21 protein-coding genes and 1 other RNA gene are annotated in these 26365 nt (G+C 46.5%); 19 read left to right on the top strand and 3 right to left on the bottom strand.

Annotation, left to right across the window (positions count from 1 at the left end; all coding sequences use genetic code 11):
• Positions 1-3: 3 nt before the first annotated feature.
• Both ACLIIY_RS13025 and ACLIIY_RS13020 read right to left on the bottom strand, forming a co-directional pair.
• On the bottom strand, positions 4-372 hold the full coding sequence (locus ACLIIY_RS13025; protein WP_434527707.1) for a YraN family protein: 369 nt from the start codon (positions 370-372) through the stop codon (positions 4-6).
• The gene (locus tag ACLIIY_RS13020) at positions 359-2170 is read right to left on the bottom strand and encodes a penicillin-binding protein activator (RefSeq protein ID WP_045416378.1); all 1812 of its coding nucleotides are present in this window, start codon (positions 2168-2170) and stop codon (positions 359-361) included. The genes ACLIIY_RS13025 and ACLIIY_RS13020 overlap by 14 nt, the downstream gene beginning before the upstream one ends.
• 68 nt (positions 2171-2238) lie before the next feature.
• Between ACLIIY_RS13020 and rsmI the strand changes: the two genes are divergently transcribed.
• The 16 genes from rsmI to lpxC all read left to right on the top strand — a co-directional run bounded on the left by rsmI (position 2239) and on the right by lpxC (position 20855).
• Complete coding sequence (gene rsmI / locus ACLIIY_RS13015) at positions 2239-3102, top strand: 16S rRNA (cytidine(1402)-2'-O)-methyltransferase (RefSeq protein WP_434527706.1); 864 nt, start codon at positions 2239-2241, stop codon at positions 3100-3102.
• Positions 3103-3561: 459 nt separating this feature from the next.
• Positions 3562-3990, top strand: an RNA gene (gene rnpB, locus ACLIIY_RS13010) — RNase P RNA component class A.
• Positions 3991-4166: 176 nt separating this feature from the next.
• Positions 4167-5117: a 16S rRNA (cytosine(1402)-N(4))-methyltransferase RsmH gene (gene rsmH, locus ACLIIY_RS13005; RefSeq protein ID WP_005436119.1), complete on the top strand. Its 951-nt coding sequence runs from the start codon at positions 4167-4169 to the stop codon at positions 5115-5117.
• A 5-nt stretch (positions 5118-5122) separates the two neighbouring features.
• Positions 5123-5440 carry a cell division protein FtsL gene (gene ftsL, locus ACLIIY_RS13000; RefSeq protein ID WP_005428577.1) on the top strand — a complete coding sequence of 106 codons (318 nt, stop codon included), beginning with the start codon at positions 5123-5125 and terminating at the stop codon, positions 5438-5440.
• A complete protein-coding gene (locus ACLIIY_RS12995) occupies positions 5437-7242 on the top strand; it encodes a peptidoglycan glycosyltransferase FtsI (RefSeq protein WP_020194004.1) in 1806 nt (601 codons plus the stop codon). The genes ftsL and ACLIIY_RS12995 overlap by 4 nt, the downstream gene beginning before the upstream one ends.
• Before the next feature lie 60 nt (positions 7243-7302).
• Positions 7303-8784, top strand: coding sequence for a UDP-N-acetylmuramoyl-L-alanyl-D-glutamate--2,6-diaminopimelate ligase (gene murE / locus ACLIIY_RS12990; protein WP_434527705.1), 1482 nt, complete (start codon positions 7303-7305; stop codon positions 8782-8784).
• Positions 8781-10145, top strand: a complete 1365-nt coding sequence (locus ACLIIY_RS12985) for a UDP-N-acetylmuramoyl-tripeptide--D-alanyl-D-alanine ligase (RefSeq protein WP_434527704.1) — start codon at positions 8781-8783, stop codon at positions 10143-10145. Before murE ends, ACLIIY_RS12985 begins: the two co-directional genes overlap by 4 nt.
• A complete protein-coding gene (mraY, locus tag ACLIIY_RS12980) occupies positions 10145-11227 on the top strand; it encodes a phospho-N-acetylmuramoyl-pentapeptide-transferase (protein WP_005428568.1) in 1083 nt (360 codons plus the stop codon). The genes ACLIIY_RS12985 and mraY overlap by 1 nt, the downstream gene beginning before the upstream one ends.
• Positions 11228-11266: 39 nt before the next feature.
• The gene (gene murD, locus ACLIIY_RS12975) at positions 11267-12580 is read left to right on the top strand and encodes a UDP-N-acetylmuramoyl-L-alanine--D-glutamate ligase (RefSeq protein WP_434527703.1); all 1314 of its coding nucleotides are present in this window, start codon (positions 11267-11269) and stop codon (positions 12578-12580) included.
• Between the two features lie 18 nt (positions 12581-12598).
• Complete coding sequence (gene ftsW / locus ACLIIY_RS12970) at positions 12599-13795, top strand: cell division protein FtsW (RefSeq protein WP_434527702.1); 1197 nt, start codon at positions 12599-12601, stop codon at positions 13793-13795.
• On the top strand, positions 13782-14849 hold the full coding sequence (gene murG / locus ACLIIY_RS12965; protein ID WP_434527701.1) for an undecaprenyldiphospho-muramoylpentapeptide beta-N-acetylglucosaminyltransferase: 1068 nt from the start codon (positions 13782-13784) through the stop codon (positions 14847-14849). Before ftsW ends, murG begins: the two co-directional genes overlap by 14 nt.
• A 22-nt stretch (positions 14850-14871) precedes the next feature.
• Positions 14872-16329 carry a UDP-N-acetylmuramate--L-alanine ligase gene (gene murC, locus ACLIIY_RS12960; RefSeq protein WP_038893967.1) on the top strand — a complete coding sequence of 486 codons (1458 nt, stop codon included), beginning with the start codon at positions 14872-14874 and terminating at the stop codon, positions 16327-16329.
• A 191-nt stretch (positions 16330-16520) separates the two neighbouring features.
• Positions 16521-17306, top strand: a complete 786-nt coding sequence (locus ACLIIY_RS12955) for a cell division protein FtsQ/DivIB (protein ID WP_005436132.1) — start codon at positions 16521-16523, stop codon at positions 17304-17306.
• A complete protein-coding gene (gene ftsA, locus ACLIIY_RS12950; protein ID WP_005436133.1) occupies positions 17299-18561 on the top strand; it encodes a cell division protein FtsA in 1263 nt (420 codons plus the stop codon). The genes ACLIIY_RS12955 and ftsA overlap by 8 nt, the downstream gene beginning before the upstream one ends.
• A gap of 30 nt (positions 18562-18591) precedes the next feature.
• Positions 18592-19836 carry a cell division protein FtsZ gene (gene ftsZ, locus ACLIIY_RS12945; protein ID WP_005436149.1) on the top strand — a complete coding sequence of 415 codons (1245 nt, stop codon included), beginning with the start codon at positions 18592-18594 and terminating at the stop codon, positions 19834-19836.
• Between the two features lie 101 nt (positions 19837-19937).
• Entirely contained in the window at positions 19938-20855 is a 918-nt protein-coding gene (lpxC, locus tag ACLIIY_RS12940; protein WP_005436150.1) for a UDP-3-O-acyl-N-acetylglucosamine deacetylase, read from the top strand.
• Between the two features lie 70 nt (positions 20856-20925).
• Here the strand turns inward: lpxC and ACLIIY_RS12935 are convergent, their stop codons facing one another.
• A complete protein-coding gene (locus ACLIIY_RS12935; RefSeq protein ID WP_005436153.1) occupies positions 20926-21384 on the bottom strand; it encodes a DUF721 domain-containing protein in 459 nt (152 codons plus the stop codon).
• Positions 21385-21804: 420 nt separating this feature from the next.
• Between ACLIIY_RS12935 and secA the strand changes: the two genes are divergently transcribed.
• The 3 genes from secA to dapB all read left to right on the top strand — a co-directional run bounded on the left by secA (position 21805) and on the right by dapB (position 25929).
• Positions 21805-24534, top strand: a complete 2730-nt coding sequence (gene secA, locus ACLIIY_RS12930; protein WP_020194009.1) for a preprotein translocase subunit SecA — start codon at positions 21805-21807, stop codon at positions 24532-24534.
• Positions 24535-24607: 73 nt separating this feature from the next.
• On the top strand, positions 24608-25006 hold the full coding sequence (mutT, locus tag ACLIIY_RS12925; protein ID WP_434527700.1) for an 8-oxo-dGTP diphosphatase MutT: 399 nt from the start codon (positions 24608-24610) through the stop codon (positions 25004-25006).
• A 113-nt stretch (positions 25007-25119) separates the two neighbouring features.
• A complete protein-coding gene (gene dapB, locus ACLIIY_RS12920; protein WP_005425407.1) occupies positions 25120-25929 on the top strand; it encodes a 4-hydroxy-tetrahydrodipicolinate reductase in 810 nt (269 codons plus the stop codon).
• The last annotated feature ends 436 nt before the right edge of the window (positions 25930-26365 follow it).

The following is a 26365-nucleotide window of genomic DNA, read 5'->3' as shown; positions in this document are numbered from 1 at the left end:
CGTTTATCCTTCAGAGATTGCATTTTGTATCCAGTTAATGTCTCGGCCATTGTCGTGAATGGCGACCACATCAAACCGATAATCGATATTGTTTGCCGAGCGCTTTTGCTGGCTTAGCCAAATTTGGGCTGTTTTGATTAGTTTACGTATTTTTGCGCGGGTGACCATTTCTGCTGCTGAGCCAAAGCTATCATTCTTACGATATTTGACCTCAACAAAGACGATAGTTTCACCTTGTTGGAAGATTAAATCAATTTCACCGACTTTAGTCAGAAAATTTTGATCTAAAAAGCGCAAACCCTGGCGCTGCAAATACTGCTTCGCCAGGGTTTCATATTGGTTGCCGATTTGTCTCTTACTAAAGAGCCCCACGCTCAGCCCAGTCTAGCTCACGTTCTACAACACAGTTGTTGTCGATGCTAAGCACGCCCGTCTGACCGCTTACCGAGTAACCCGGCAGAAGCTTCATTTGTGGCAATTCACCAATCAGTTTGTACGCGTCCATACCTAGCGCTTCCAAGCGTTTTTCCATGTTAGATTGATCTGCCCATAGCTCATTCATCTCTGCTTCGATGGTTGGATCTGGGTTAATCAGCATTGGAATGTCACTGTAAGCCACGCCTGATAGATCTTCGTATGTTGCACCACCGCTGTTACTGCGTGAGTTTGAGAACAATTTAGGTGGTTTAGCGTCTGGGTTAATCGCCACTTCAATAAATGGCTTGATAAGCGTAAGTTCAGAGCTGCGAGCAACAATGTACACAGCGTCCACATCACGACGGCTGCGTGGTGGGCTCTCTAAAGAAATACGCATCAGAGACTGCATTTGTGCGATACGTTGTTGGCTCTCTTGTAAGCCAAATACGCTGTTAATGTTCTTCTGAAGCTGACGCTTGTCGCCAAAGTAGCTCGACGCCACTTTGTTTGAGCTGTACTTGCGCCATTCTTCATTAAACGCTTCAACCACGCGCTGACCGTAAGCGCCATTCGGTGCCAAGATCATTGGGAATTGGTAACCTTGATTGAACAAGTATTTTGCCGCTTGCGCCACTTCTTGCTCCGGAGACAGTGCTAGGTAACACATGTCTGTACCTGGTTGAACGTCTTCTGGAATGTTCAATGCTAGAGCTGGGATCTTCACGCCAGTTTCTGATCCATCCAAGGTTGCTTGTAGCTTCTCAACGTTTTCTTTTTGTAGAGGACCAACAACAAAGTCGATGTTCTCGTTGATTAGACGCTGTTTGATTTGATCCGCTGAATAAGCGTGAGTATCGATCACAGTTAGCGTCGCGCTTGGATCGCGCATATCATCGTTCATCATCGCAAAGATGAAACCATCACGAATCAGCTGTGCTTGCGGAGCAAACTTGCCTGTAAGAGGCAGCAATAGAGCCGTGTTGTTTGGCTTAACGATTTCTAGAGAAAGAATGTTTTGAATTTCAACTGGTGTGTAAACCGCTGCTGGGTGAGATGGGTTTTCACTTAGCCAACGTTCAAGCGTGTTCTTTAGTTGTGGAATGTTGCTTGAAAGGGTCTTTGAATAGATTGCTAGTTGCAACCAGCCATCAAGTACATCTTCATTCGGTGCCGTTTGCAGTGCCGTTAGTTCACTTTCTGAATAGCTGGCAAAGTTCATCCAAATACGGCTAGAGATCTCACGTTGTTCTGCTGATGAAGCATATTGACCCTGTGCAACCAACTGGCGGTTAGCTTCGAACGGTTGGTTCATGCTTTGGTAAGCATCTGCACGCAGTTCGTAGTAGTCTTTCCACTGTTCGCTTGGCAGTTTCCAGTTAGGTTGGAAGTTCAGCGTTTGCAGCAATTGTGGGTAATTGCCTTTCTTTTGCTGTATGGTCGCACGGGCTAATTGCCACTCTGCTTGTTGAACTTCGGTCAATTGCTGACGAGAAAGACGCTTGATCAGCAACTCCGCTTGATCCAATTCGTTCGCTTGAATTGCCGCTTTGGTTGCCATGATCAACCAGTCGTTTTGTAAGCTACCTTCGGTGCTATCCGCTTGAATCATGTAGTTCTGAACAGACTGTGTCGGCTCAAGTGTAATATCAACGCTATCTGGTTGGCGCGGGCCTGAAGAACAGGCGGCGAGCGTAATTGCCAGTGCAACAGGAGTAAGTAAGCGTGGTACACTGAGTCTCTTATGGTTCATCATTGCCGTGAGTTCTCTATAATTTTGTACAAAATTGTCTCTATATTAATCGTTGAAGTGATGGTAAACAAATGACAGATAAAAATAAGTTGCCGAATGAGGGGCCAACTCTCTACATCGTACCGACTCCAATCGGAAATTTAGCGGATATCACACAACGTGCTATCGAAGTTCTGTCGAATGTGGACATCATTGCCGCTGAGGATACTCGACATACGGGCAAATTACTGTCTCACTTCAATATCCAAACCAAAACTTTCGCGTTGCACGATCATAACGAGCAGCAAAAAGCGCAAGTATTGGTTGAAAAGCTATTATCAGGTCAATCTATCGCATTGGTGTCTGACGCTGGTACGCCGCTAATAAGCGATCCAGGATACCATTTGGTGACAAAATGTCGTCAAGCGGACGTTAGAGTTGTGCCTCTTCCTGGTGCGTGTGCGGTCATCACTGCGTTAAGTGCGTCGGGCTTGCCTTCTGATCGCTTTAGTTTCGAAGGCTTTCTACCACCGAAAAGCAAAGGCCGTAAAGACAAGTTCTTGGAAATTGCGTCAGTGGAACGCACTTGTATCTTCTATGAATCGCCGCATCGCATTTTAGACTCTCTACAAGATATGTTAGACGTTCTTGGTCCAGAACGAGAAGTTGTCTTGGCGCGAGAGTTAACTAAAACCTTTGAAACCATTCAAGGAATGCCACTGGGTGAGCTGATTGAGTGGGTAAAAAGCGATGATAACCAACAGCGCGGTGAGATGGTTCTGCTTATTCACGGCCACCGTGACTCCACAGAAGATACTCTGCCAGACGAAGCAACCCGCACACTGGGTATTCTGACTAAAGAGCTTCCATTGAAGAAAGCCGCGGCACTTGCTGCAGAAATCTACAGTCTAAAGAAAAATGCACTGTATAAGTGGGGCTTGGAGAATCTGGGCTAAGCATAAAGAACGCTAACGCTTCGGGAACGCTTCGCTTCGAGAGGCGGGATTCGAGAAGTGCGCTTTGGTCGTTTAGTGCAAGAGCCGTTAGTTTACAGAGCTATTTAGATAAGACTAAGAAGGGGAGTCGTTAACGCGGCTCCCTTTTTGTTTGATGAGCTCTCGCACTTTTAGAATGCTTCGCTTCGAGAGGTGCGCGTTGGTAGTTTCCTGTGTAAGGGCGGTTAGCTTTTAGATTTACATAGACATGGTTAAGAGAGTGCGTTGTTAATATGGCTGTGCATTTATTTTACAACTTTACTTTCAAAGCCTCTCTCAGAGCATAACGTTCTCGACTCTCGTCTCCTGAAGCGCAGCGTTCCTTTTTGTCGCTGCCTTTTTGACCACTTAACCAACCGTTTTCAGCATTTCTGTGATCTCACTAGACTCTGGGGGGATAACTCTATACAATCCGCCCTCGGAGCTGACTGGGTAGTCGCTGCTTTGTTGATGTCCTTCGGGAGACTGACGTCGAAGTCCCTTTGGGAGACTGACGTTGACGTCCTTCGGGAGACTGACAAAGGGGAGGAAAGTCCGGGCTTCATAGAGCAAGGTGCCAGGTAACGCCTGGGGGGCGCAAGCCTACGACAAGTGCAGCAGAGAGAAGACCGCCGATGGCCCTAGGGCACAGGTAAGGGTGAAAGGGTGCGGTAAGAGCGCACCGGACGACTAGTAATAGTTCGTAGCAGGGTAAACTCCACCTGAAGCAAGACCAAATAGGCCTCCACATTGCGTTGCTCGCGTAAGGAGGCGGGTAGGTTGCTCGAGCCAGTGAGTGATTGCTGGCCTAGACGAATGGCTACCGCCGCGCAAGCGGAACAGAACCCGGCTTATGTGTCGGCTCCACCTATTCGAGACCCATCTCTACTTCGGTAGTGATGGGTTTTTTGCATTTAATTGACGCAAACTATGTCATTACCAATAAACTTGGCGCTGAATCACGTCTAACTTTAGACTTGAGGTGGCGATGATGTGGGAAATCAGTACACTAAAGAATCGCTTCAAGATCATTCAACGAGACAGCTATGACCGAAACATTTCAACATATCTCCGTGTTATTAAATGAATCCATTGATGGCTTGGCTATCAAACCCGATGGTATCTATATCGATGGAACATTTGGCCGTGGCGGTCACAGCCGAACTATCTTGTCGAAACTCGGTGAAAACGGCCGACTGTACAGCATCGACCGTGATCCACAAGCTATCGCAGAAGCGGCTAAAATCGACGATCCTCGCTTCACCATCATCCATGGCCCATTCTCAGGCATGGCGCAGTACGCAGAAGACTATGGCCTTGTTGGTAAAGTCGATGGTGTCTTGCTAGACCTTGGTGTGTCGTCTCCGCAACTTGATGACGCTGAACGTGGTTTTAGTTTTATGAAAGACGGCCCACTAGACATGCGTATGGACCCAACATCTGGTATTCCTGTGTCTCAATGGCTAATGGAAGCAGACCTTGATGATATCACTTGGGTGATTCGTGAGTTTGGTGAAGATAAGCATGCTCGCCGTATCGCAAAAGCCATTGTCGCTTATCGCGAAGATGAAGAAAATGAGCCAATGGTTCGTACAGGTCAGCTCGCAAAACTGATCTCAGATGCGGCACCAAAGAGCTTTAAAGAGAAAAAACACCCAGCAACCCGTGCTTTTCAGGCTTTTCGCATTTACATCAACAGTGAATTAGAAGAAATTGATACAGCACTAAAAGGCGCGGCAAGCATTTTGGCTCCTGAAGGACGTTTGTCTGTGATCAGTTTCCACTCATTGGAAGATCGCATGGTGAAACGCTTCATTCGTAAAGAGAGCAAAGGCCCAGAAGTGCCACATGGCATTCCGATGACGGAAGAACAAATCCGAGCGTTGGGTAGTGCGAACATGAAGCCGATTGGTAAAGCGAATAAACCAACGAAACAAGAAATTGACATGAACCCGCGCTCTCGAAGCTCAGTGCTAAGAATTGCAGAAAAGCTTTAATTATTATGACGAAAACCACTCCTAATCTTGCTAAGTTGATTGCGACGGACTTGATTACCGTCGGTCGCTGGTCGTTGTTGTTGATGATACTGATCTTCGCAACTGCAATGGGAGTGGTGTTTGCCACTCATCATGCGCGTCAAGCGATCACTGAAAAAGATCATACATTGGTTGAGCGAGAGCGATTGGACAGCGAATGGCGCAACCTAATGTTGGAAGAAACAGCCCTCGCGGAACACAGTCGCGTTCAAGACTTGGCAAAGAAGGACCTTGAAATGAAACGACCAGATGGCGATAAAGAAGTGGTTATCACGTTAAAATGATTGGAAAAAAAGCCAAATCTAAACAAGGAAATACGCGCAAGCCTGCTGCGAAAGAAAAAAAAGTAGCTGCGGCAAAACCGCAACCCACCAAAGAACCTAAAGAAGCAGAAGTCGTTGAAGAGCCTGAGTCGTTTTTGATTCGCTGGCGCTTTCAGTTACTGCTGTTTTTTGTCTTCTGTGCCTTTGCTCTTCTCGTTGGGCGAGTGGCCTATATTCAAATTATCGAGCCTGATAACCTGATCAAGCAAGGTGACCTTCGTTCTGTCCGCGTTAAAGCCATCCCTTCGGCGCGCGGTATTATCTCTGATCGTAACGGCGAGCCTCTCGCGGTGAGTGTTCCTGTTGAGGCTGTTTGGGCTGATCCTAAGACCATCTTCAAAGAAGGCGCTTTGCAGCAAACTAAGAGCTGGTACGCACTCGCTGATGTACTTGGTTTGGATCGTCAAGGCCTGATCAACAAAATCAAGAAAAACGAAAAGCGCCGCTTTATCTATCTACAACGCCAAGTTAGCCCAGCGATGGCGAACTACATTCGTGAACTCAAACTACCTGGTGTTGGCTTGAAGTCGGAATCTCGTCGTTATTACCCAGCCGGTGAGGTTAGTGCTCACTTAGTTGGTGTAACTGGCATTGATGGCCACGGCCTAGAAGGCGTGGAACGAAGCTATGACGAGTGGTTAACGGGCGCAGCGGGCAAGAAAACCATCCGTAAAGACCGTTATGGGCGCGTGGTAGAAAACATTGCTCTTGAAGAGAAACAAGAAGGTAAACCACTGCAACTGACAATTGATCAGCGCATTCAAGCGGTGGCGTATCGTGCTATCAAGCAGGCTGTAGCCGATCACCGTGCAACATCTGGATCGGTTGTGATTCTTGATGTTAAAACGGGTGCGGTTCTCGCGATGGTGAATGCACCTTCTTACAACCCGAATAACCGCAGTGATTGGCAAAGTTACAAAATGCGTAACCGTGTGATTACTGACTCATTGGAACCTGGCTCAACCATTAAGCCTTTTGTTGTTTTGGCCGCATTAGAAAATGGGGTGGCAGACAAAGATACGATCGTTGATACGGGTAACGGTATTCTTCAACTCGGTGGTAGTCGCGTTCGTGATGCACCAAAAGTCGGCAAAGCGAGCCTAACTACCATTCTAAAGAAATCGAGTAACATCGGTGTGACCAAGCTGGCGATGCAAATGCCGGTTGAAGCTTTACTTGGATTGTACAGTTCTGTTGGTCTTGGCGAGTTGTCAGGTTTGAACTTGGTTGGTGAAGTAGTTGGTATTTTCCCGAGCCGCTCGCGTTGGTCTCCAATTGAGCGCGCAACCATCTCGTTTGGTTATGGTTTGTCAGTTACGCCAATCCAACTAGCGCATGCCTATGCGACGCTAGGTAACTTGGGCAAGTATGAGCCGATTCATATCATCGAAAGTAACGATAATGACATGGCGCGCCAAGTTGTGAGCAAAGAGAATGCTCGTCTCGTCTTAGACATGCTTGAAACGGTAACGCAAAAAGGCGGCTCTGCTCGTCGTGCTGCGGTTCCAGGTTACCGAGTCGGTGCCAAAACAGGTACTGCACGTAAGGCAAGTGCAGGTGGCTATAGTGATGAGTACATCAACTATACAGCAGGTGTTGCGCCAGTGAGTGACCCACGTTTAGCGCTTGTGGTTGTGGTTAATGAACCACAAGGTGACGACTACTACGGTGGTTCGGTAGCCTCGCCGGTTTTCTCTGAAATCATGAAAGGCGCACTGCAAATTCTGAACGTTGCCCCTGACGAAAATAAATTCCAACAGTAGGCTTATTAGCGTACTGAGAAACAAAATGAAGAAAGCTGAGCTAATGCTCGGAGAATAAATATGACTAAAGCCATCAGTATGGACACGCTGCTTTCCACTTGGGTCGATTGCCCGAGTTTGTCGTCCATTCTTGTTTCTGAATTAGAGCTCGACAGTCGACGAGTTCAATCTGGAACAACCTTTGTAGCTATCATTGGCCATGTTGTGGATGGGCGTAAATTTATCCCAACCGCGATTGAGCAAGGTGCGAATGCGGTGATTGCTCAAGCCTGTGAGCAAAAAGCGCATGGCACGATTGAGATTGTTGATGATGTTCCAGTTATTTACCTTGATGCGCTGGATAAGTGCCTATCTGAAATTGCGGGTCATCTGTATACCTACTCGACGATGGATTTGATTGGTGTCACTGGTACCAACGGCAAAACCACCATCACTCAGCTGATTGCTCAATGGATTGATTTGGTCGGTTCAAAAGCTGCGGTCATGGGTACGACAGGGAATGGATTTCTAGATAATCTACAAGAAGCTGCGAATACCACGGGCAACGCCGTTGAAATCCAAAAAACACTGTCTTCGCTCGCTGAGCAAAAAGCGCAATACACAGCACTTGAAGTGTCTTCTCATGGTTTGATTCAAGGTCGCGTTAAAGCGCTGTCTTTTGCCGCTGGCGTGTTCACGAACCTGAGCCGTGATCATCTTGATTACCATGGCACGATGGAAGAGTATGCCAATGCCAAGCTGACGTTGTTTACCGCCCATCAATGCGAGCATGCGATCATCAATGTCGATGATACGGTGGGAGCATCGTGGGCCAAACAACTGACTAACGCGCTTGCTGTATCACTCAAACCAACAACAGAATTTCCTCAAAGCGTGTATGCAAACCACATCGCTTATGCTGAATCTGGCATCACGATTGAGTTTGATGGCAAGTTTGGTGAAGGTACGTTGCATGCACCACTTATCGGTGAGTTCAATGCCGCGAACCTGATGTTGGCATTCACAACGTTACTTAGTCTAGGTTTCAGCAAGCAAGATTTGCTGGCAACAGCAGGCCAATTACAGCCCGTTCTTGGTCGTATGGAACTGTTCCAAGCTGACGACAATGCTAAAGTAGTGGTGGATTACGCTCACACGCCTGACGCGCTAGAAAAAGCGCTGCAAGCATTGCGTGTACATTGCCACGGTGAGCTTTGGGCTATTTTCGGCTGTGGTGGTGATCGTGATGCTGGTAAGCGCCCAATGATGGCGGAAATTGCCGAGCGTTTGGGTGACAAAGTGGTACTTACCGATGACAACCCTCGTAGCGAAGACCCAGCGCTGATCATTAAAGACATGTTGGCAGGTCTAACGAAACCAGCTGAGGCGATTGTGCAACATGACCGTTTTAAAGCGCTGTCTTACGCACTTGAGCATGCTTCTTCGCAAGACATTATCCTTCTGGCCGGTAAAGGTCATGAGGACTACCAAATTCTAAATTCTGGAACCATCCATTACTCTGACCGGGAGTCAGCCATGACACTATTGGGGCTTTCATCATGATCACAGTAACGCTTTCTCAAATTGCCGATATCACTGGCGGTGAACTGGTTGGCAACGACCTCTCTATTGAATCTGTTTCGACCGACACTCGAGCTATCGAACAAGGCGCTCTGTTTGTTGCTTTGGTTGGAGAGCGTTTTGATGCTCACGACTTCTGCCAACAAGCAGTAGAGTCGGGCGCAGGCGCACTATTGGTACAAAAATGCGTTAATGTGAATGTGCCTCAAGTCGTTGTCGGCGATAGTAAGGTAGCATTGGGGCAAGTGGCAGCTTGGGTTCACCAAACATGCCAAACGCCGACGGTCGCGATCACAGGTAGCTGCGGTAAAACCACCGTGAAAGAGATGGTTGCCAGTATTTTGCAGCTGAAAGGCAAAGTGCTGTTTACTGCAGGTAACTTCAACAATGACATTGGCGTGCCACTGACTTTGCTGCGCTCTCAACAAGACGATGACTACGCAGTGATTGAGCTGGGTGCGAACCATATTGGTGAAATTGAATACACGACTCAACTGGTTAAGCCTGATATCGCGATGGTAAACAACGTGGCGGCAGCGCACCTAGAAGGGTTTGGTTCTATTGATGGCGTGAAACAAGCTAAAGGTGAAATCTACCAAGGGCTAGCTGCTGGTGGCATTGCGATTGTTAACTTAGACAGTAATGGTGAAGCCAAGTGGGACCAAGTGTTAGCAGATAAGAAAGTCATTACTTTTTCACAAAATAATACTGACGCAGATTTCTACGCTTCTAACATCGTGTTGAACGCCGCAGGCGAAGCAAGCTTTGACTTACATATCGCAGCAACTTCACAAGAAATTGAACTGTCTCTGGGTATTATTGGTCAACACAACGTGGCGAATGCGATTGCTGCTTCTATCATCGCGTTGCAATTTGGCGCAACCTTGGAAGAGGTTCGAACAGGTCTGAAGCACTTAAACAAGGTCAAGGGCCGTGTTGAAGTGGAAGAGCTTAGCGATAACGTCAAATTGATTGATGATAGCTACAACGCGAGCGTTCCAGCAATGAAAGCGGCAGTAGATCTATTGTCGGCTTTTCAGGGACAGCGTTGGTTGATTTTAGGCAATATGGCGGAGTTGGGTGAGGAAAGTCTTGCACTTCATCGTCAAGTCGGGGAACATGCTGCCCCACAAAAATTTGAACATGTTCTCACGTATGGTGCAGATGCGAAGGTCATTAGCGAGCTTTGCGATGGCATCCATTTCGAGACACATCAAGAGATGATTGACTACATCAAGCAGCATCTAGACCAAGCGGGTCCTGAACACCACACAATGCTGGTGAAAGGCGCGAACGGTGCACGTATGTTTGAAGTCGCTGCTGCTTTGAAGGAGTATTATTAATGATTATTTGGCTTGCCGAGCTGCTACAGCCATACCTATCTTTTTTCCGATTGTTTGAATACCTGTCTTTTCGAGCAATCCTCAGCGTACTTACCGCTCTAGGTCTCTCTCTATGGATGGGACCTATCATGATCAAGCGTCTACAGATGCTCCAAATTGGTCAGGTTGTTCGTAACGAAGGTCCAGAATCCCACTTTAGCAAACGTGGTACCCCAACAATGGGCGGTATCATGATTTTGGCTGCTATCTCTATCACTATTCTTTTATGGACTGACCTATCGAACCCATACGTATGGGCGGTACTGACGGTGCTGCTTGGTTATGGTGCTATCGGCTTTGTCGATGACTATCGTAAGGTCGTGCGTAAGAACACTGACGGTCTGATTGCTCGTTGGAAGTATTTTTGGCAATCGTTAATTGCGTTTGTAGTGGCGTTTGCGTTGTACGCTTACGGCAAAGACACTGCCGCCACTCAACTTGTCGTGCCGTTCTTTAAAGACATCATGCCGCAACTTGGTTTGATGTACATTATCCTGACTTACTTTGTAATTGTGGGTACCAGCAACGCGGTAAACCTGACCGATGGTCTAGATGGTTTGGCAATCATGCCAACGGTTCTCGTTGCGGCTGGTTTTGCTGTGATTGCATGGGCGACGGGTAACGTTAACTTTTCTGAATACCTTCACATTCCTTACCTACCGCACGCTTCTGAGTTGGTTGTAGTATGTACGGCAATTGTTGGTGCAGGTCTTGGTTTCTTGTGGTTTAACACTTACCCAGCACAAGTGTTCATGGGCGATGTGGGCTCACTAGCACTCGGCGGTGCGCTTGGCACAATCGCAGTATTGGTTCGTCAAGAGCTAGTACTCGTGATCATGGGCGGTGTATTTGTAATGGAGACGCTATCGGTAATTCTACAGGTAGGTTCTTACAAACTGCGCGGTCAGCGTATTTTCCGCATGGCTCCGATTCACCACCACTACGAATTAAAAGGTTGGCCAGAGCCTCGCGTAATCGTGCGCTTCTGGATTATTTCTATGGTTCTTGTTCTGATTGGTCTAGCGACACTGAAAGTGCGTTAATCGCACTTTCCAAGAACAAGACAAATTGCGTGATCAAATATGGAACGTTGGCAAAACATACATAAGGTCGTCGTTGTAGGGCTCGGTATTACCGGGCTCTCTGTCGTTAAACACCTTGCAAAAAATCAGCCGCAACTGGCGGTTAAAGTCATCGATACGCGTGCGAATCCACCGGGTGCGGAGCGTTTACCTGAGCAAGTAGAGCTGCACAGCGGGAGTTGGAATACACAGTGGTTGGCAGATGCTGACCTAGTGGTGACTAACCCTGGAATTGCACTGGCAACGCCTGAGATTCAAACCATTATTGCGAAAGGTACATCCGTCGTTGGTGATATCGAACTTTTCGCGTGGGCCGTCGATAAGCCAGTTATTGCGATTACCGGATCTAATGGTAAAAGCACGGTAACAGACCTAACAGGTGTGCTAGCAAAAGCTGCCGGGTTAACGGTTGGTGTTGGTGGCAACATCGGGGTTCCTGCTCTCGATTTGCTAGAGCAAGACGCAGATTTGTATGTCCTTGAACTGTCTAGCTTCCAACTAGAAACCACATCAAGCTTGAAGCTTAAAGCCGCGGCGTTTCTAAACCTTTCGGAAGACCACATGGACCGTTATGAGGGCATGGCGGACTACCGACAAGCTAAGCTGCGCATTTTTGATAACGCAGAACTGGCAGTGGTTAACCGTGATGATCGAGAAACCTTCCCTGAGACTGAAACACCGTTGGTGACGTTTGGTAGTGATGAACAAGCATACGGCCTTGAAGTTGACGGTAACCGTACTTGGCTGCTTGATCATGGCCAGCGTGTGATTGCCAGTGATGAATTGAAGTTGGTTGGTAAGCACAACCTTGCTAACGCACTTGTGGTGCTTGCTTTGCTTAAAGCGGCGGGTGTGGATTATCACAAATCATTGAATGCACTGAAAACTTACACGGGTTTGACACATCGATGCCAAGTGGTTGCGGATAATCGTGGCGTAAAATGGGTGAATGACTCTAAAGCGACCAATATTGCGAGCACTATGGCTGCGCTCTCTGGCCTTGAATCAACGGGTAAACTTTACTTACTCGTTGGTGGTGTCGGAAAAGGTGCGGACTTCACTCCACTAAAACCGATCTTCGCAACACTGAACCTACAACTTTGCTGCTTTGGCGCGGATGGCGATGAATTTATGCCACTGCATGAATCAGCAACTCGTTTCGACACCTTGGAAGATGTGATTCAACAGATATCTTCGCAGTTAAAAACGGGCGATATGGTGATGCTGTCTCCGGCATGTGCTAGCTTTGATCAATTCGACAACTTTATGGCAAGAGGTGACGCATTCGCAGCTCTTGCTGAGAAATACGCATAATTAAAGGTCACACACTTCGTGGGTTTAGGTAACGTTAAACGCAGCATTGGCACTTGGCTTAAGCATCCTGCACCAGAGGCGCTCTTTGATCGTCAACTTGTCTGGATTGCGCTGGGTTTGATGTTAACTGGTTTGGTGATGGTGACATCAGCATCATTTCCTATCAGCTCACGTTTGACGGATCAGCCATTTCACTTCATGTTCCGTCATGCCACGTTCCTAGTTCTCGCGATTGGTGTTTCCTCCGTTATCCTCCAAGTACCTCTAGAGCAATGGTTTAAGAGAAGTCACTACCTTCTATGGATAGCCTTTGGGTTGCTCATCATCGTATTGGTGGCAGGTAAATCGGTTAACGGCGCATCCCGCTGGATACCGCTTGGCCTTTTCAACTTGCAGCCTGCCGAGGTGGCGAAGCTCTCCTTGTTTGTCTTTATGTCCGGTTATCTGGTGCGTAAGCAAGATGAAGTGCGCCAAACCTTCTTCGGCGGTTTCATGAAGCCGATTATGGTGTTTGCCTTCTTCGCTGTGTTGCTGTTAGGGCAGCCCGATTTAGGTACCGTAGTCGTAATGTTGGTGACCTTGTTCGGTATGCTCTTCATTGCCGGCGCTAAACTGACGCAGTTTTTAGCTCTGATGATTGCTGGTATCGCTGCGGTTGTTGGTTTGATTTTGGTCGAGCCATATCGTATTCGCCGTGTAACCTCATTCTTAGACCCTTGGGAAGACCCATTCGGCAGCGGTTATCAGCTCACTCAGTCACTCATGGCGTTTGGTCGTGGTGAGTGGTTTGGTCAAGGTCTTGGTAACTCAATTCAAAAACTCGAATATCTACCAGAAGCACACACTGACTTCGTATTTGCGGTGTTAGCAGAAGAGCTCGGCTTTGTGGGCGTAGTATTGGTGTTGATGCTGATCTTCAGCTTGGTACTTAAAGCCGTTTACATCGGCAAGCGCGCTTTTGATGAAGGCGAAATGTTTGGTGGTTACCTCGCATTTGGTATTGGTATTTGGTTTGCTTTTCAGACGTTGGTTAACGTCGGCGCAGCTGCCGGTATCGTTCCAACTAAAGGTCTTACTCTACCGCTGATCAGTTACGGTGGTTCGAGTCTTATTATCATGTCCGTGGCAGTATCTATCTTGCTGCGAATCGATCACGAGTGCCGCTTAAAGCGCGGTCAGAAAGAATCAGAACAACAAATCGATGAAGAAAAATAAACGTTTGATGGTGATGGCTGGTGGTACTGGCGGTCACGTGTTCCCAGGTCTTGCGGTAGCGAAACAGCTACAAGAGCAAGGTTGGGAGATTCGCTGGTTAGGCACCGCGGATAGAATGGAAGCGGATTTAGTGCCAAAACACGGCATTGAAATCGACTTTATCAAAGTAAAAGGTCTACGAGGTCAAGGCGTTAAGCGTCTTCTTGCGGCACCATTTCAAATTATCAATGCCACCATGCAGGCTCGTGCGCACATGAAACGCTGGCAGCCAGACGCAGTGCTTGGCATGGGCGGTTATGTGAGTGGCCCTGGTGGTATTGCCGCTTGGATGAGTGGCATTCCTGTTGTTCTGCATGAGCAAAATGCAGTAGCAGGTTTAACGAACCAATGGTTATCAAAAATCGCTAAGAAGGTTTTTCAGGCTTTCCCGGGCGCTTTTCCAAATGCTGAAGTGGTTGGTAACCCAGTTCGTGAAGATGTGACCCAATTAGTTGCCCCAACCGAGCGCATGCATGAACGCCAAGGTCCAATTCGCATTTTGGTGATGGGCGGCAGCCAAGGCGCACGCATTCTTAACCAAACTCTGCCAGAAGTGATGGCAAAATTGGGCGATGATTACTGTATTCGTCATCAAGCGGGCAAAGGCTTCGCTGAAGAGGTGAACGCAGCATACCAAGCTAATGATGTGGTAAATGCAGAAGTAACGGAGTTCATTGATGACGTGGCAGAAGCTTACGCATGGGCTGACCTTCTAGTTTGTCGCTCTGGAGCGTTAACCGTTTCTGAAGTATCAGTGGCAGGTGTAGGCGCTATTTTTGTTCCGTTTATGCATAAAGACCGCCAGCAGGCACTGAATGCTGACCACTTGGTGGATTGCGGCGCGGCGAAAATGATTGAACAACCAGATTTAACCGTTGAGTCACTGACTCAGCAGATCCAACAATTGGATCGACAAGCTTTACTTACAATGGCTGAGCAAGCGCGTGGCGCTGCAAAATTGAATGCTGACCGAGTTGTCGCACAAGCCATTGTCGCTTTGACCGAAAAGCGTTAACGAATTATTGAGAATAGAATTGATGACAATCCAACATACACAAGACTTAGCTCAGATTCGCGCAATGGTGCCAGAGATGCGCCGCGTGAAATCCATCCACTTCATCGGTATTGGTGGTGCGGGCATGAGCGGCATTGCAGAAGTGCTGTTGAACGAAGGCTACCAAATCACAGGCTCTGATTTATCAGAGAACCCAGTGACAGAGCGTTTGGTATCAAAAGGTGCAACCGTATTTATCGGCCATCAAGCGAGCAATGTAGAAAAAGCCAGTGTGGTTGTTGTGTCAACGGCGATCAACGAAGAAAACCCAGAAGTGATGGCGGCACGTGAGTTACGTATCCCAATCGTACGCCGTGCAGAGATGTTGGCTGAATTGATGCGATTCCGTCATGGTATTGCTGTCGCAGGTACACATGGTAAAACCACGACGACTGCTCTTGTCACTCAAATCTATTCTGAAGCAGGCCTTGATCCAACGTTTGTAAACGGTGGTTTGGTAAAGAGCGCTGGTACAAACGCGCGTCTCGGTTCTAGCCGAATTTTGATTGCTGAAGCAGACGAAAGTGATGCTTCATTCTTGCACCTTCAACCTATGGTGAGCATCGTGACAAACATCGAAGCTGACCATATGGATACGTACGGCGGTGACTTTGAAACTTTGAAGCAAACCTTCATCGATTTCCTTCACAACCTACCGTTTTATGGTCAGGCGATTGTGTGCATCGACGATCCTGTGATTCGTGAGCTGATTCCGCGTATTAGCCGCCAAGTGATTACTTACGGCTTCTCTGAGGATGCCGACGTACGTATCGAGAATTACCATCAAGAAGGCCAGCAAGGCAAATTCACCGTGGTACGCGAAGGTCGTGCGAATCTGGATATCACGCTAAACATCCCTGGTCGTCACAATGCACTCAATGCATCTGCAGCGATTGCCGTAGCGACAGAAGACGACATCAGTGATGAAGCAATCTTAAAAGCAATGGCTGGTACTCAAGGTACAGGTCGTCGTTTTGATCATTTAGGCGAGTTTGATACTGGCAACGGCAATGCAATGCTTGTTGATGACTACGGTCACCACCCAACAGAAGTGGACGTAACAATTAACGCTGCGCGCAGTGGATGGCAAGACAAGCGTTTGGTGATGATTTTCCAACCGCACCGTTATAGCCGAACTCGTGATTTATACGATGACTTTGCGAATGTACTTGAGCAGGTTGACGTTCTCATCATGTTGGACGTTTACGCGGCTGGTGAAAAGCCAATTGCAGGGGCTGATGGCCGTGCTTTATGCCGAACTATCCGCAGTCGTGGGAAGGTGGATCCAATTTTTGTTCCTGAAATAGAGCAATTGCCTTCAGTTTTAGCTAACGTTATACAAGACGGCGACCTGATTTTGACGCAAGGCGCGGGTGATGTCGGTAAAGTAGCGAAGCAACTTGCAGCACTTGAATTAAACATTAACAAGATGCTCGGCTAATAGCGACGATTGACGCAAAGCACAGAGAAAGACCTAGATCTCGATTTTGCGTCAAGAACGTTGTGATTTATCGCTATCAGTGTTTGATAGTTTACAAGAGCTCAGTATAATCCCAAGGTTAAAGTCAATACTTTTGCCGATGTTAGCTAAATCGGTGAAAAGTACAGGACAAAAGTCAGGAAACGAAGACGTTGTTGAATATTGCACTGAATGAAGAGCGACTTAACACGGATAACAATCGTGGTCGCCAAGATAAAATTTTAGGTGCGCTATTTTTCGTTGTCGTGGTGACCTTAATTAGTTCTGTTTTGTACTCAGCGATCAGTTGGATGTGGGATGACCAAAGGTTACCTCTCTCCAAAATTGTGCTTCAAGGTAAATTGGAGTACGTCACTGCAGACGATGTTCAAGCGGCGTTTAGCCAGATTGATCATATTGGCACCTTCATGTCGCAAGACATTGATGTGCTGCAGCATAGTGTAGAAGCCATTCCTTGGGTTGCGCATGCCGCAATTCGCAAGCAATGGCCGGACACGGTAAAAGTATTTTTGACAGAACATCGCCCTGTAGCCATCTGGAATGGCAACGAACTGTTAGACAATAATGGTTTGGTATTCGAAGGCGATGTCGGCCTGCTAAAGGAAGAGAAAGTTAAGTTATATGGACCCAATGAAACCGGGCCGGAAGTCTTGCAAACCTATCGCGAACTCCGACCTAAGTTCCAAACACTGGGTCTAGCTATATCGTCTCTGGTATTAAACGAGCGACGAGCTTGGCAAATCATCCTTGATAACGGTATTCGACTAGAGCTCGGTAAAGAGTCTCTGGATGAGCGTATAGAGCGTTTTTTCTCGCTTTATAACAAGCTTGGCAGTGACACTCAAAGAATCAGTTATATCGATCTTAGGTACGATACTGGAGCCGCCGTTGGGTGGTTTCCTGAACATGAGTTAGAACAAGAGAGTACGAATGACTAAGGCCGCTGATGACAACATTATTGTTGGTCTTGATATAGGCACTGCAACCGTATCAGCTCTAGTGGGTGAGATTCTACCGGATGGCCAAATAAATATTATTGGTGCGGGTAGCAGCCCTTCACGTGGCATGGATAAAGGCGGCGTGAATGATTTGGAGTCGGTTGTAAAATCAGTACAACGCGCAGTTGATCAAGCTGAGTTAATGGCGGAATGCCAAATCAGCCGAGTATTCATTTCGTTGTCTGGTAAGCATATCGCAAGCCGAATTGAAAAAGGCATGGGCACTATATCGGACGAGGAAGTTTCTCAAGAAGATATGGATCGCGCTATCCATACTGCAAAATCGATTAAAATCGGTGATGAACAGCGAATCCTTCATGTGATTCCGCAAGAGTTCACCATCGACTACCAAGAGGGCATTAAAAACCCACTTGGTTTATCAGGAGTGAGAATGGAAGTGAGTGTCCATTTGATCTCATGCCATAATGATATGGCACGCAATATTATTAAGGCAGTAGAACGCTGCGGCCTTAAAGTAGAGCAACTTGTGTTTTCTGGGCTTGCTGCAAGTAATGCGGTAATTACCGAGGACGAAAGAGAGCTTGGGGTTTGTGTGGTCGATATCGGCGCTGGTACGATGGATGTTTCTATCTGGACCGGTGGTGCGTTACGTCACACTGAAGTATTTTCTTACGCAGGAAATGCGGTAACTAGCGATATTGCCTTTGCTTTTGGTACGCCAGTGAGCGATGCTGAAGAAATAAAAGTCAAATATGGCTGTGCCTTGAGTGAACTAGTCAGTAAGGATGACACGGTTAACGTTCCAAGCGTGGGTGGCCGACCTTCACGTAGTCTGCAACGTCAGACTTTGTCAGAAGTGATTGAGCCGCGATACTCAGAGCTTATGGGACTGGTTAACCAAACTATCGACTCTGTACAAGCGAAATTGCGCGAAGAGGGCATCAAGCACCATCTCGCCGCGGGTGTAGTTCTCACCGGCGGTGCTGCGCAAATCGAAGGAGTGGTAGAATGTGCGGAACGCGTATTCCGCAACCAAGTAAGGGTCGGCAAACCGCTCGAAGTCAGCGGATTAACTGACTATGTAAAAGAGCCGTACCATTCTACGGCAGTTGGATTACTTCATTACGCAAGAGACATGCAGTCTAGCGACGATAGCGATTATAATGAACCTAAGCGCTCATCTGTTACTGGCTTTTTCGGTAAATTGCGTAATTGGATACAAAAAGAGTTTTAACCTGAGTTGCAGGATAAACGGAGACAACACATGTTTGAACCGATGATGGAAATGTCTGACGATGCAGTAATCAAGGTCGTTGGAGTTGGTGGCGGCGGTGGTAACGCTGTTGAACACATGGTGCGTGAATCCATCGAAGGTGTGGAATTCATCAGCGTCAACACTGATGCGCAAGCACTTCGTAAGACAAGCGTTGGCAATGTCATTCAGATTGGTGGTGATATCACTAAAGGTCTGGGTGCAGGTGCGAATCCACAGGTCGGCCGTGAGGCAGCTCTCGAAGACAGAGATCGAATTAAAGATTCCCTAACTGGTGCCGATATGGTGTTTATCGCAGCTGGTATGGGTGGTGGTACAGGTACTGGTGCAGCACCTGTTATTGCTGAAGTAGCTAAAGAGCTTGGCATTCTTACTGTTGCGGTAGTAACAAAACCGTTCAGCTTTGAAGGCAAAAAACGTTTGGCATTTGCTGAGCAAGGTATCGACGAGCTGTCTAAGCACGTTGACTCTTTGATCACGATTCCAAACGAGAAGCTGCTTAAAGTACTTGGTCGTGGTGTAACACTGCTAGAAGCATTTGCAAGCGCGAACGACGTTCTTAAGAACGCGGTTCAAGGTATTGCAGAGCTAATCACTCGTCCTGGCATGATCAACGTCGACTTCGCAGACGTACGTACTGTGATGTCTGAGATGGGTCATGCAATGATGGGTAGCGGCATCGCGAAAGGCGAAGATCGTGCGGAAGAAGCAGCAGAAATGGCAATTTCTAGCCCGCTTCTAGAAGATATCGATCTAGCAGGCGCTCGTGGTGTTCTTGTTAACATCACTGCTGGTTTGGACATGCGTCTGGACGAGTTTGAGACAGTGGGTAACACAGTGAAAGCATTTGCTTCTGACAATGCGACAGTGGTTATCGGTACTTCTCTAGACCCAGATATGACTGACGAAATCCGTGTAACAGTTGTTGCGACGGGTATCGGCAACGAGAAAAAACCAGACATCACACTAGTTGCGGGTGGCAAAGCGAAAGTAGCTCCAACAGCTGCTCCGCAAACTCAACCACAACAGCAAGCTGCAGCGCCACAAGCTGAAGAGAAACCGGCACAGACCTTGCAAACTACTCCAGTGCAAGAGAAGCCACAGGTAACTCCTCAGCCGACAAACACAGTTTCATCTCCTGCTTCTTCTGCGAGCCAAAGCTCTGCAGCACCAAAGCAAGAGAAAGAAAGCGGTTATTTAGATATACCGGCATTTTTGCGTCGTCAGGCTGATTAATCTTTAACCCATAAATTTGACATAGCTCAAAATTATGGTAGCATTCACGGTCGACGTTACAGACGGCCGTGTTTTGTAGCATATTTTAGAGAGGCAAGCAGATGATCAGACAACGTACTCTGAAAGAAATAGTGAAAACAACTGGTGTGGGTCTCCACTCTGGTCGTAAAGTCACACTTACTCTGCGCCCAGCTGCTGCTAATACAGGTATCATTTACCGTCGTACAGATGTAAACCCACCTGTAGATTTCCCAGCTGATCCTGCGTCTGTTCGTGACACTATGCTATGTACAGCACTAGTGAACGACGAAGGCGTGCGTATTTCAACTGTTGAACACTTGAACGCGGCACTTGCTGGTATGGGCATCGACAACATTATTGTTGAAGTTGACGCACCTGAAATTCCAATCATGGATGGTAGCGCTAGCCCATTCGTATACTTGCTACAACAAGCAGGTATCGAAACGCAAAATGCACCTAAGCGTTTTATCCGTATTAAGAAACCAGTTCGTTTTGAAGATGGCGATAAGTGGGCAGAGTTTGTTCCATTTAACGGCTTCCGTATGGACTTCGAAATTGAATTCAACCACCCTGCGATCGAATCAGACGAGCAACGTCTTCTGTTTGATTTCTCATCTCAAGGTTTCGTTCGCGAGATCTCTCGTGCACGTACGTTTGGTTTCATGCGTGATATCGAATATCTACAATCTCAGAACCTAGTTCTTGGTGGTAGCTTTGATAACGCAATCGTACTGGATGATTACCGTATTCTTAATGAAGAAGGTCTACGCTTTGATAATGAGTTTGTTACTCACAAAGTATTGGACGCGATTGGTGACCTTTACATGTGTGGTCACGCAATTATTGGTGAATTCCGTGCGTTCAAATCAGGCCATGGTCTAAACAACCAACTTCTACGTGCTGTTCTTGCAGATCAAGAAGCATGGGAATGGACAACATTCGAAGAAGAAGAAGGTTCACCAGTTGCTTTTGCACAACCAAACATGGTTCTAGCGTAAAATACGCCAACGCAAACAAATTAAAAAAGCCAGGCAATGCCTGGCTTTTTAGTATCTGAAACTTTGTTATCTATTTTTCGCTATTCTTTTCTGCCATATCGGCAAGGCGTTTCAAACGTTCTTGGATCTTTGGTGGCGCCATATCCGCAATGATTAACAACGAGTTTGCCGCCGACTCAGTTAATGGTGGACGTTTAGGTTTGTTCTCTTGCTCAAACCGATTACGATATAAAGACGGATTAATCCGAACTTCCACACTCATCAATTTGGCAAAACCTTGCGTTCGCAATTTATTTAGGATCATTAGGCGATCGTAGTCGATCTTCATTTTGATCGCAGCACTCGATACATCAATCAATAAATGACCATTACGCACATTCGCTACTCGGCAATGATCTGCCGTGCCTTTTGGTAAGATCTCTTGAACGGCTTGGTTCAGCTGTAGGATCTCTCCAGCATGCTCTTGAATCTGTTTAAATTGAGATTCAGCAATAAGATCGTCTGTTGAGGTTGGGCGATGATCACGCATAGGTAAAATCTAATTTTGTTGAGATATTGGTATTCTAGAGCAGCTTTCTGCTTAGGTATAGTTTACATTATGGCCTTTATTTTCAGTTCAGTCTGACAATTTGGGTTTAGCAAGTTAGGGCGGATTGTTTTGAAAATGCTGACTTTACGTCTTGGGCCTTATGCAATACTGGCTAATCCGCCATCAGTTTGTCTAAAAACTTACGAGTGCTTCAAACAAATACGTCTATTTATGGTTGTATCGATGAAAAATCCTTACACTAAGCCACATTGATTCAAAATTTAGCCTTGAAATATGGATGTTTGAACTCAATATCTTTGATAAATGATTTATCTCAGTATTCTTAGTTCCAAACTGGCAGAGACTGAAGGCATTACGAGTAGATCGGGAACGGTCTGATTAAAGAGAGATTCACGAAAAATGATAGCTAAGCTACTGACAAAAGTAATTGGCAGTCGCAACGACCGAACACTGCGCCGCCTTAGAAAAATTGTAAAAGAGATCAATAACTACGAACCAACGTTCGAAGCACTTTCAGATGAAGAGCTAAAAGCTAAAACTGTTGAGTTCCGTGAACGCCTAGAGCAAGGCGAAACTCTTGATAAGCTACTTCCAGAAGCTTTTGCTACTGTTCGTGAAGCATCTAAGCGTGTTTACGGTATGCGTCACTTCGACGTTCAGCTTATCGGTGGTATGGTACTGAACGGTGGCCAAATCGCGGAAATGCGTACTGGTGAAGGTAAAACTCTAACTGCAACCCTTCCAGCTTACCTAAACGCACTTCCAGGTAAAGGTGTACATGTAGTAACGGTGAACGATTACCTAGCAACACGTGATGCTGAGACAAACCGTCCACTATTTGAATTCTTAGGTATGACCGTTGGCGTTAACGTGCCAAACATGCCTCCTCAAGCGAAAAAAGAAGCTTACCAAGCTGATATCCTATACGGAACAAACAACGAGTTTGGCTTTGACTACCTACGTGACAACATGGCTTTCCGCAATGAAGATCGTGTTCAACGTGAGCGCTTCTTCGCTGTAGTAGATGAGGTGGACTCAATCCTTATCGATGAAGCTCGTACCCCACTGATTATCTCTGGTCCTGCTGAAGATAGCTCAGAACTATATACTCGTATCAACCTACTTATTCCACATCTGCAAAAGCAAGATAAAGAAGACTCTGAAGAGTACCGCGGTGACGGTCACTACACAGTTGACGAGAAATCTAAGCAAGTTCACTTAACAGAAACGGGTCAAGAATTCGTTGAAGAACTAATGGTGAAAAATGGTCTGATGGAAGAGGGTGATACACTTTACTCTCCAACTAACATCAGCCTGCTGCACCACGTGAACGCAGCACTTCGTGCACACGTATTGTTCGAGCGCAACGTAGATTACATCGTCAATGATGACGGTGAAGTGGTTATCGTTGATGAACATACCGGTCGAACAATGGCTGGTCGCCGTTGGTCTGAAGGTCTTCACCAAGCGGTTGAAGCGAAAGAAGGCGTTAAGATTCAAAACGAAAACCAAACGCTGGCTTCGATTACTTTCCAGAACTACTTCCGTCTATACGAAAAACTGTCAGGCATGACAGGTACAGCGGATACAGAAGCATTCGAATTCCAATCGATTTACGGTCTAGAGACAGTGGTTATCCCAACCAACAAACCTATGATCCGTAACGATATGCCAGACGTGGTTTACCGTACTGAAGCTGAGAAATTTGCTGCAATCATCGAAGACATCAAAGAGCGCGTAGAGAAAGGTCAACCATCTCTAGTGGGTACGGTTTCTATCGAGAAATCAGAGCTTCTTTCTAATGCACTTAAGAAAGCGAAGATTAAGCACAACGTACTAAACGCTAAGTTCCACGAACGCGAAGCGGAGATCGTTGCAGAAGCTGGTACACCTGGTGCGGTAACCATCGCAACTAACATGGCTGGTCGTGGTACCGATATCGTGTTGGGTGGTAGCTGGCAAGCGAAAGTAGAAGCGCTTCAAGATCCAACCAAAGAACAGATCGATGCTATCAAAGCTGAGTGGAAACAAGTTCACGATCAAGTACTAGAAGCTGGTGGTCTACACATCATCGGTACTGAGCGTCACGAATCTCGTCGTATCGATAACCAGCTACGTGGTCGTTCTGGTCGTCAAGGTGACGCAGGTTCATCTCGTTTCTACCTATCAATGGAAGATTCACTACTGCGTATCTTTACTTCGGACCGTATGGCTAGCCTTATCCAAAGCGGTATGGAAGAAGGTGAAGCGATCGAATCTAAGATGCTGTCTCGTTCAATCGAAAAAGCACAACGTAAAGTGGAAGGTCGTAACTTCGATATCCGTAAACAGCTTCTTGAATACGATGACGTAGCGAACGATCAACGTAAAGTGGTTTACGAATTGCGTGATGAGCTAATGAGTGTTGACGACATTAGCGACATGATCGAGCAAAACCGTGAAGATGTTGTTACTGCGATCATCGACGAATACATTCCACCACAATCTCTAGAAGATATGTGGGATGTAGAAGGTCTTCAAGAGCGCTTGAAAGCAGACTTCGATCTAGATGCGCCTATCAAGCAATGGCTTGAGGAAGACGACAAGCTATACGAAGAAGCGTTACGTGAGAAGATCATCAACCTAGCAGTTGAAGTCTACAAAGCGAAAGAAGAAGTTGTCGGTGCACAAGTGCTTCGTAACTTTGAGAAGTCAGTTATGCTTCAAACGCTGGACACGCTTTGGAAAGAGCACCTAGCGGCAATGGATCACCTACGTCAAGGTATCCACCTACGTGGCTACGCGCAGAAGAACCCGAAACAAGAGTACAAGCGTGAATCGTTTGAACTGTTTGAAGGTCTACTAGAAGCGCTGAAAACAGACGTTATCACTGTTCTATCTCGTGTTCGAGTTCAACAACAAGAAGAAGTTGAGCGTATGGAAGAACAACGTCGTGCACAAGCTGAAGAAGCAGCTCGTCGTGCACAAGCTCAACACGCGGCAGCACAGAACCCACTTTCGGAAGGTGAAGAATCGGAAGAAGGCTCTAACCAACCAATGGTTCGTGAAGAGCGTAAAGTGGGTCGTAATGAGCCTTGCCCATGTGGTAGCGGCAAAAAGTACAAACAATGCCACGGTAAAATTGACTAATACAGTCTGAAAACATAAATAAAGAGTCGCTTAGGCGGCTCTTTTTGTATCGATAGATCTAGGAACGAATCTAATGAAAAGAATTCACATTGTTGCGGCGATCATCTTTAACCAAGACAAGTCGCAAATCTTCATCACCAAACGCCCAAGCGACAAACACAAGGGCGGTTTTTGGGAGTTCCCTGGCGGCAAAGTCGAGCAAGGTGAAAGTGTTGAGCAAGCGATGATTCGTGAGCTTGAAGAAGAGATTGGTATTACCGTCACTGAACAAGCTTTGTTTGAGCATTTGGAATACGACTATCCAGACAAGTCTTTGAAGTTTGATTTTATGACCGTTTCACAATTCGAGAATCAACCTTATGGTCGCGAAGGCCAAGAAGGATGCTGGGTCGATATCAATGCTCTGCCTGAGTACGCCTTTCCTGAGGCGAATGTGCCGATTCTGGAACGTGTGGTTAAAGAGTTTTCTTAACCTGCATCTAACTGTCTTGTGGTTAACACGGGATATTGTTAGTTTAAAAAGATACAGCGAAACGAGAGAAGGCGAGGTAAGCCTCGTTTATCCAGAGAAGGAGAGAAAGCGCAATGGTTCGTATTGCAATCGCAGGAGCTGCCGGCCGTATGGGTCGCAACCTAGTTAAAGCATCACATATCAATCCAGAAGCATCCGTTACTGCTGGTTCTGAACGTCCAGAATCGTCTCTAGTTGGTGTTGATGTAGGTGAACTGTGTGGTGAAGGTAAGTTTGATGTCTTTCTGACGGATGATTTAGCCAAGGAAGTCGACAACTTTGACGTTGTAATCGATTTTACTGCTCCAGTGAGCACGTTAGCGAATCTAGAGCTGTGTAAACAACATGGTAAGAGCATTGTCATCGGTACTACGGGCTTTAGTGAAGAAGAACGTGACCTGATTGATGAAGCAGCAAAGCAAATTCCTGTTGTTATGGCTCCGAACTACTCTGTAGGTGTGAACCTAGTCTTTAAGCTTCTTGAAAAAGCAGCCAAAGTGATGGGCGATTACTGTGATATAGAAATCGTAGAAGCGCATCACCGCCATAAAGTTGATGCTCCGTCTGGTACCGCGATTGGTATGGGTGAAGCCATTGCTGGCGCGATGGGTAACAAGTTGAGTGACGTTGCGGTATATGCACGTGAAGGTATCACGGGCGAACGTACGAAAGATGAGATCGGTTTTGCGACTATTCGCGCTGGTGATATCGTCGGTGAGCATACTGCAATGTTTGCTGATATCGGTGAGCGTGTCGAAATTACCCACAAAGCAACGGATCGTATGACCTTTGCTAATGGTGCTGTAAAGGCCGCAGTTTGGTTACATTCTAAACCAGCTGGCTTCTACACCATGACCGATGTCCTCGGGCTAAATGAACTTTAAATACATAATTATTCGCCGGCGCAAGCCGGCTTTTTTGTATTTGAAGGAAATTATGTAAAAAAAATGAGCATGTCATAGGGAGTTAATATCGACACTTTGCTTGTTGTTTTGGGTGTTTGGTGTGTTGTTTTTGTTGTAATGCTCAAAAGTGAGGGTTGAATTTGCCGGATGAACGTTTGCGCAAAAATCTCGCAAAATTTTGTGATCTGCAATAAGTTCAAATTTGTAAAATTCACAAAAAAGTCATGGTAAGTGACATGTAGATAGGTAAAACTTACTTTTTTAGGGCTTTTTCTGTTGAAACGCCTTTACTCGCTAGAAAGTAATAATTTATTTTTCAATGTGTGTTGACAGTTTCCAAGTCCGTCTTTAGAATACCGCCAATTTGTCAAAAATACCTGTTTATGTAAATAATCAAGGTAAAGGAAGGCAAATT

The organism is Vibrio sp. K4, assembly GCF_051122595.1.
Classification (GTDB): Bacteria; Pseudomonadota; Gammaproteobacteria; order Enterobacterales; family Vibrionaceae; genus Vibrio; species Vibrio owensii.
This window is presented reverse-complemented; position numbering and strand designations above follow the sequence as displayed.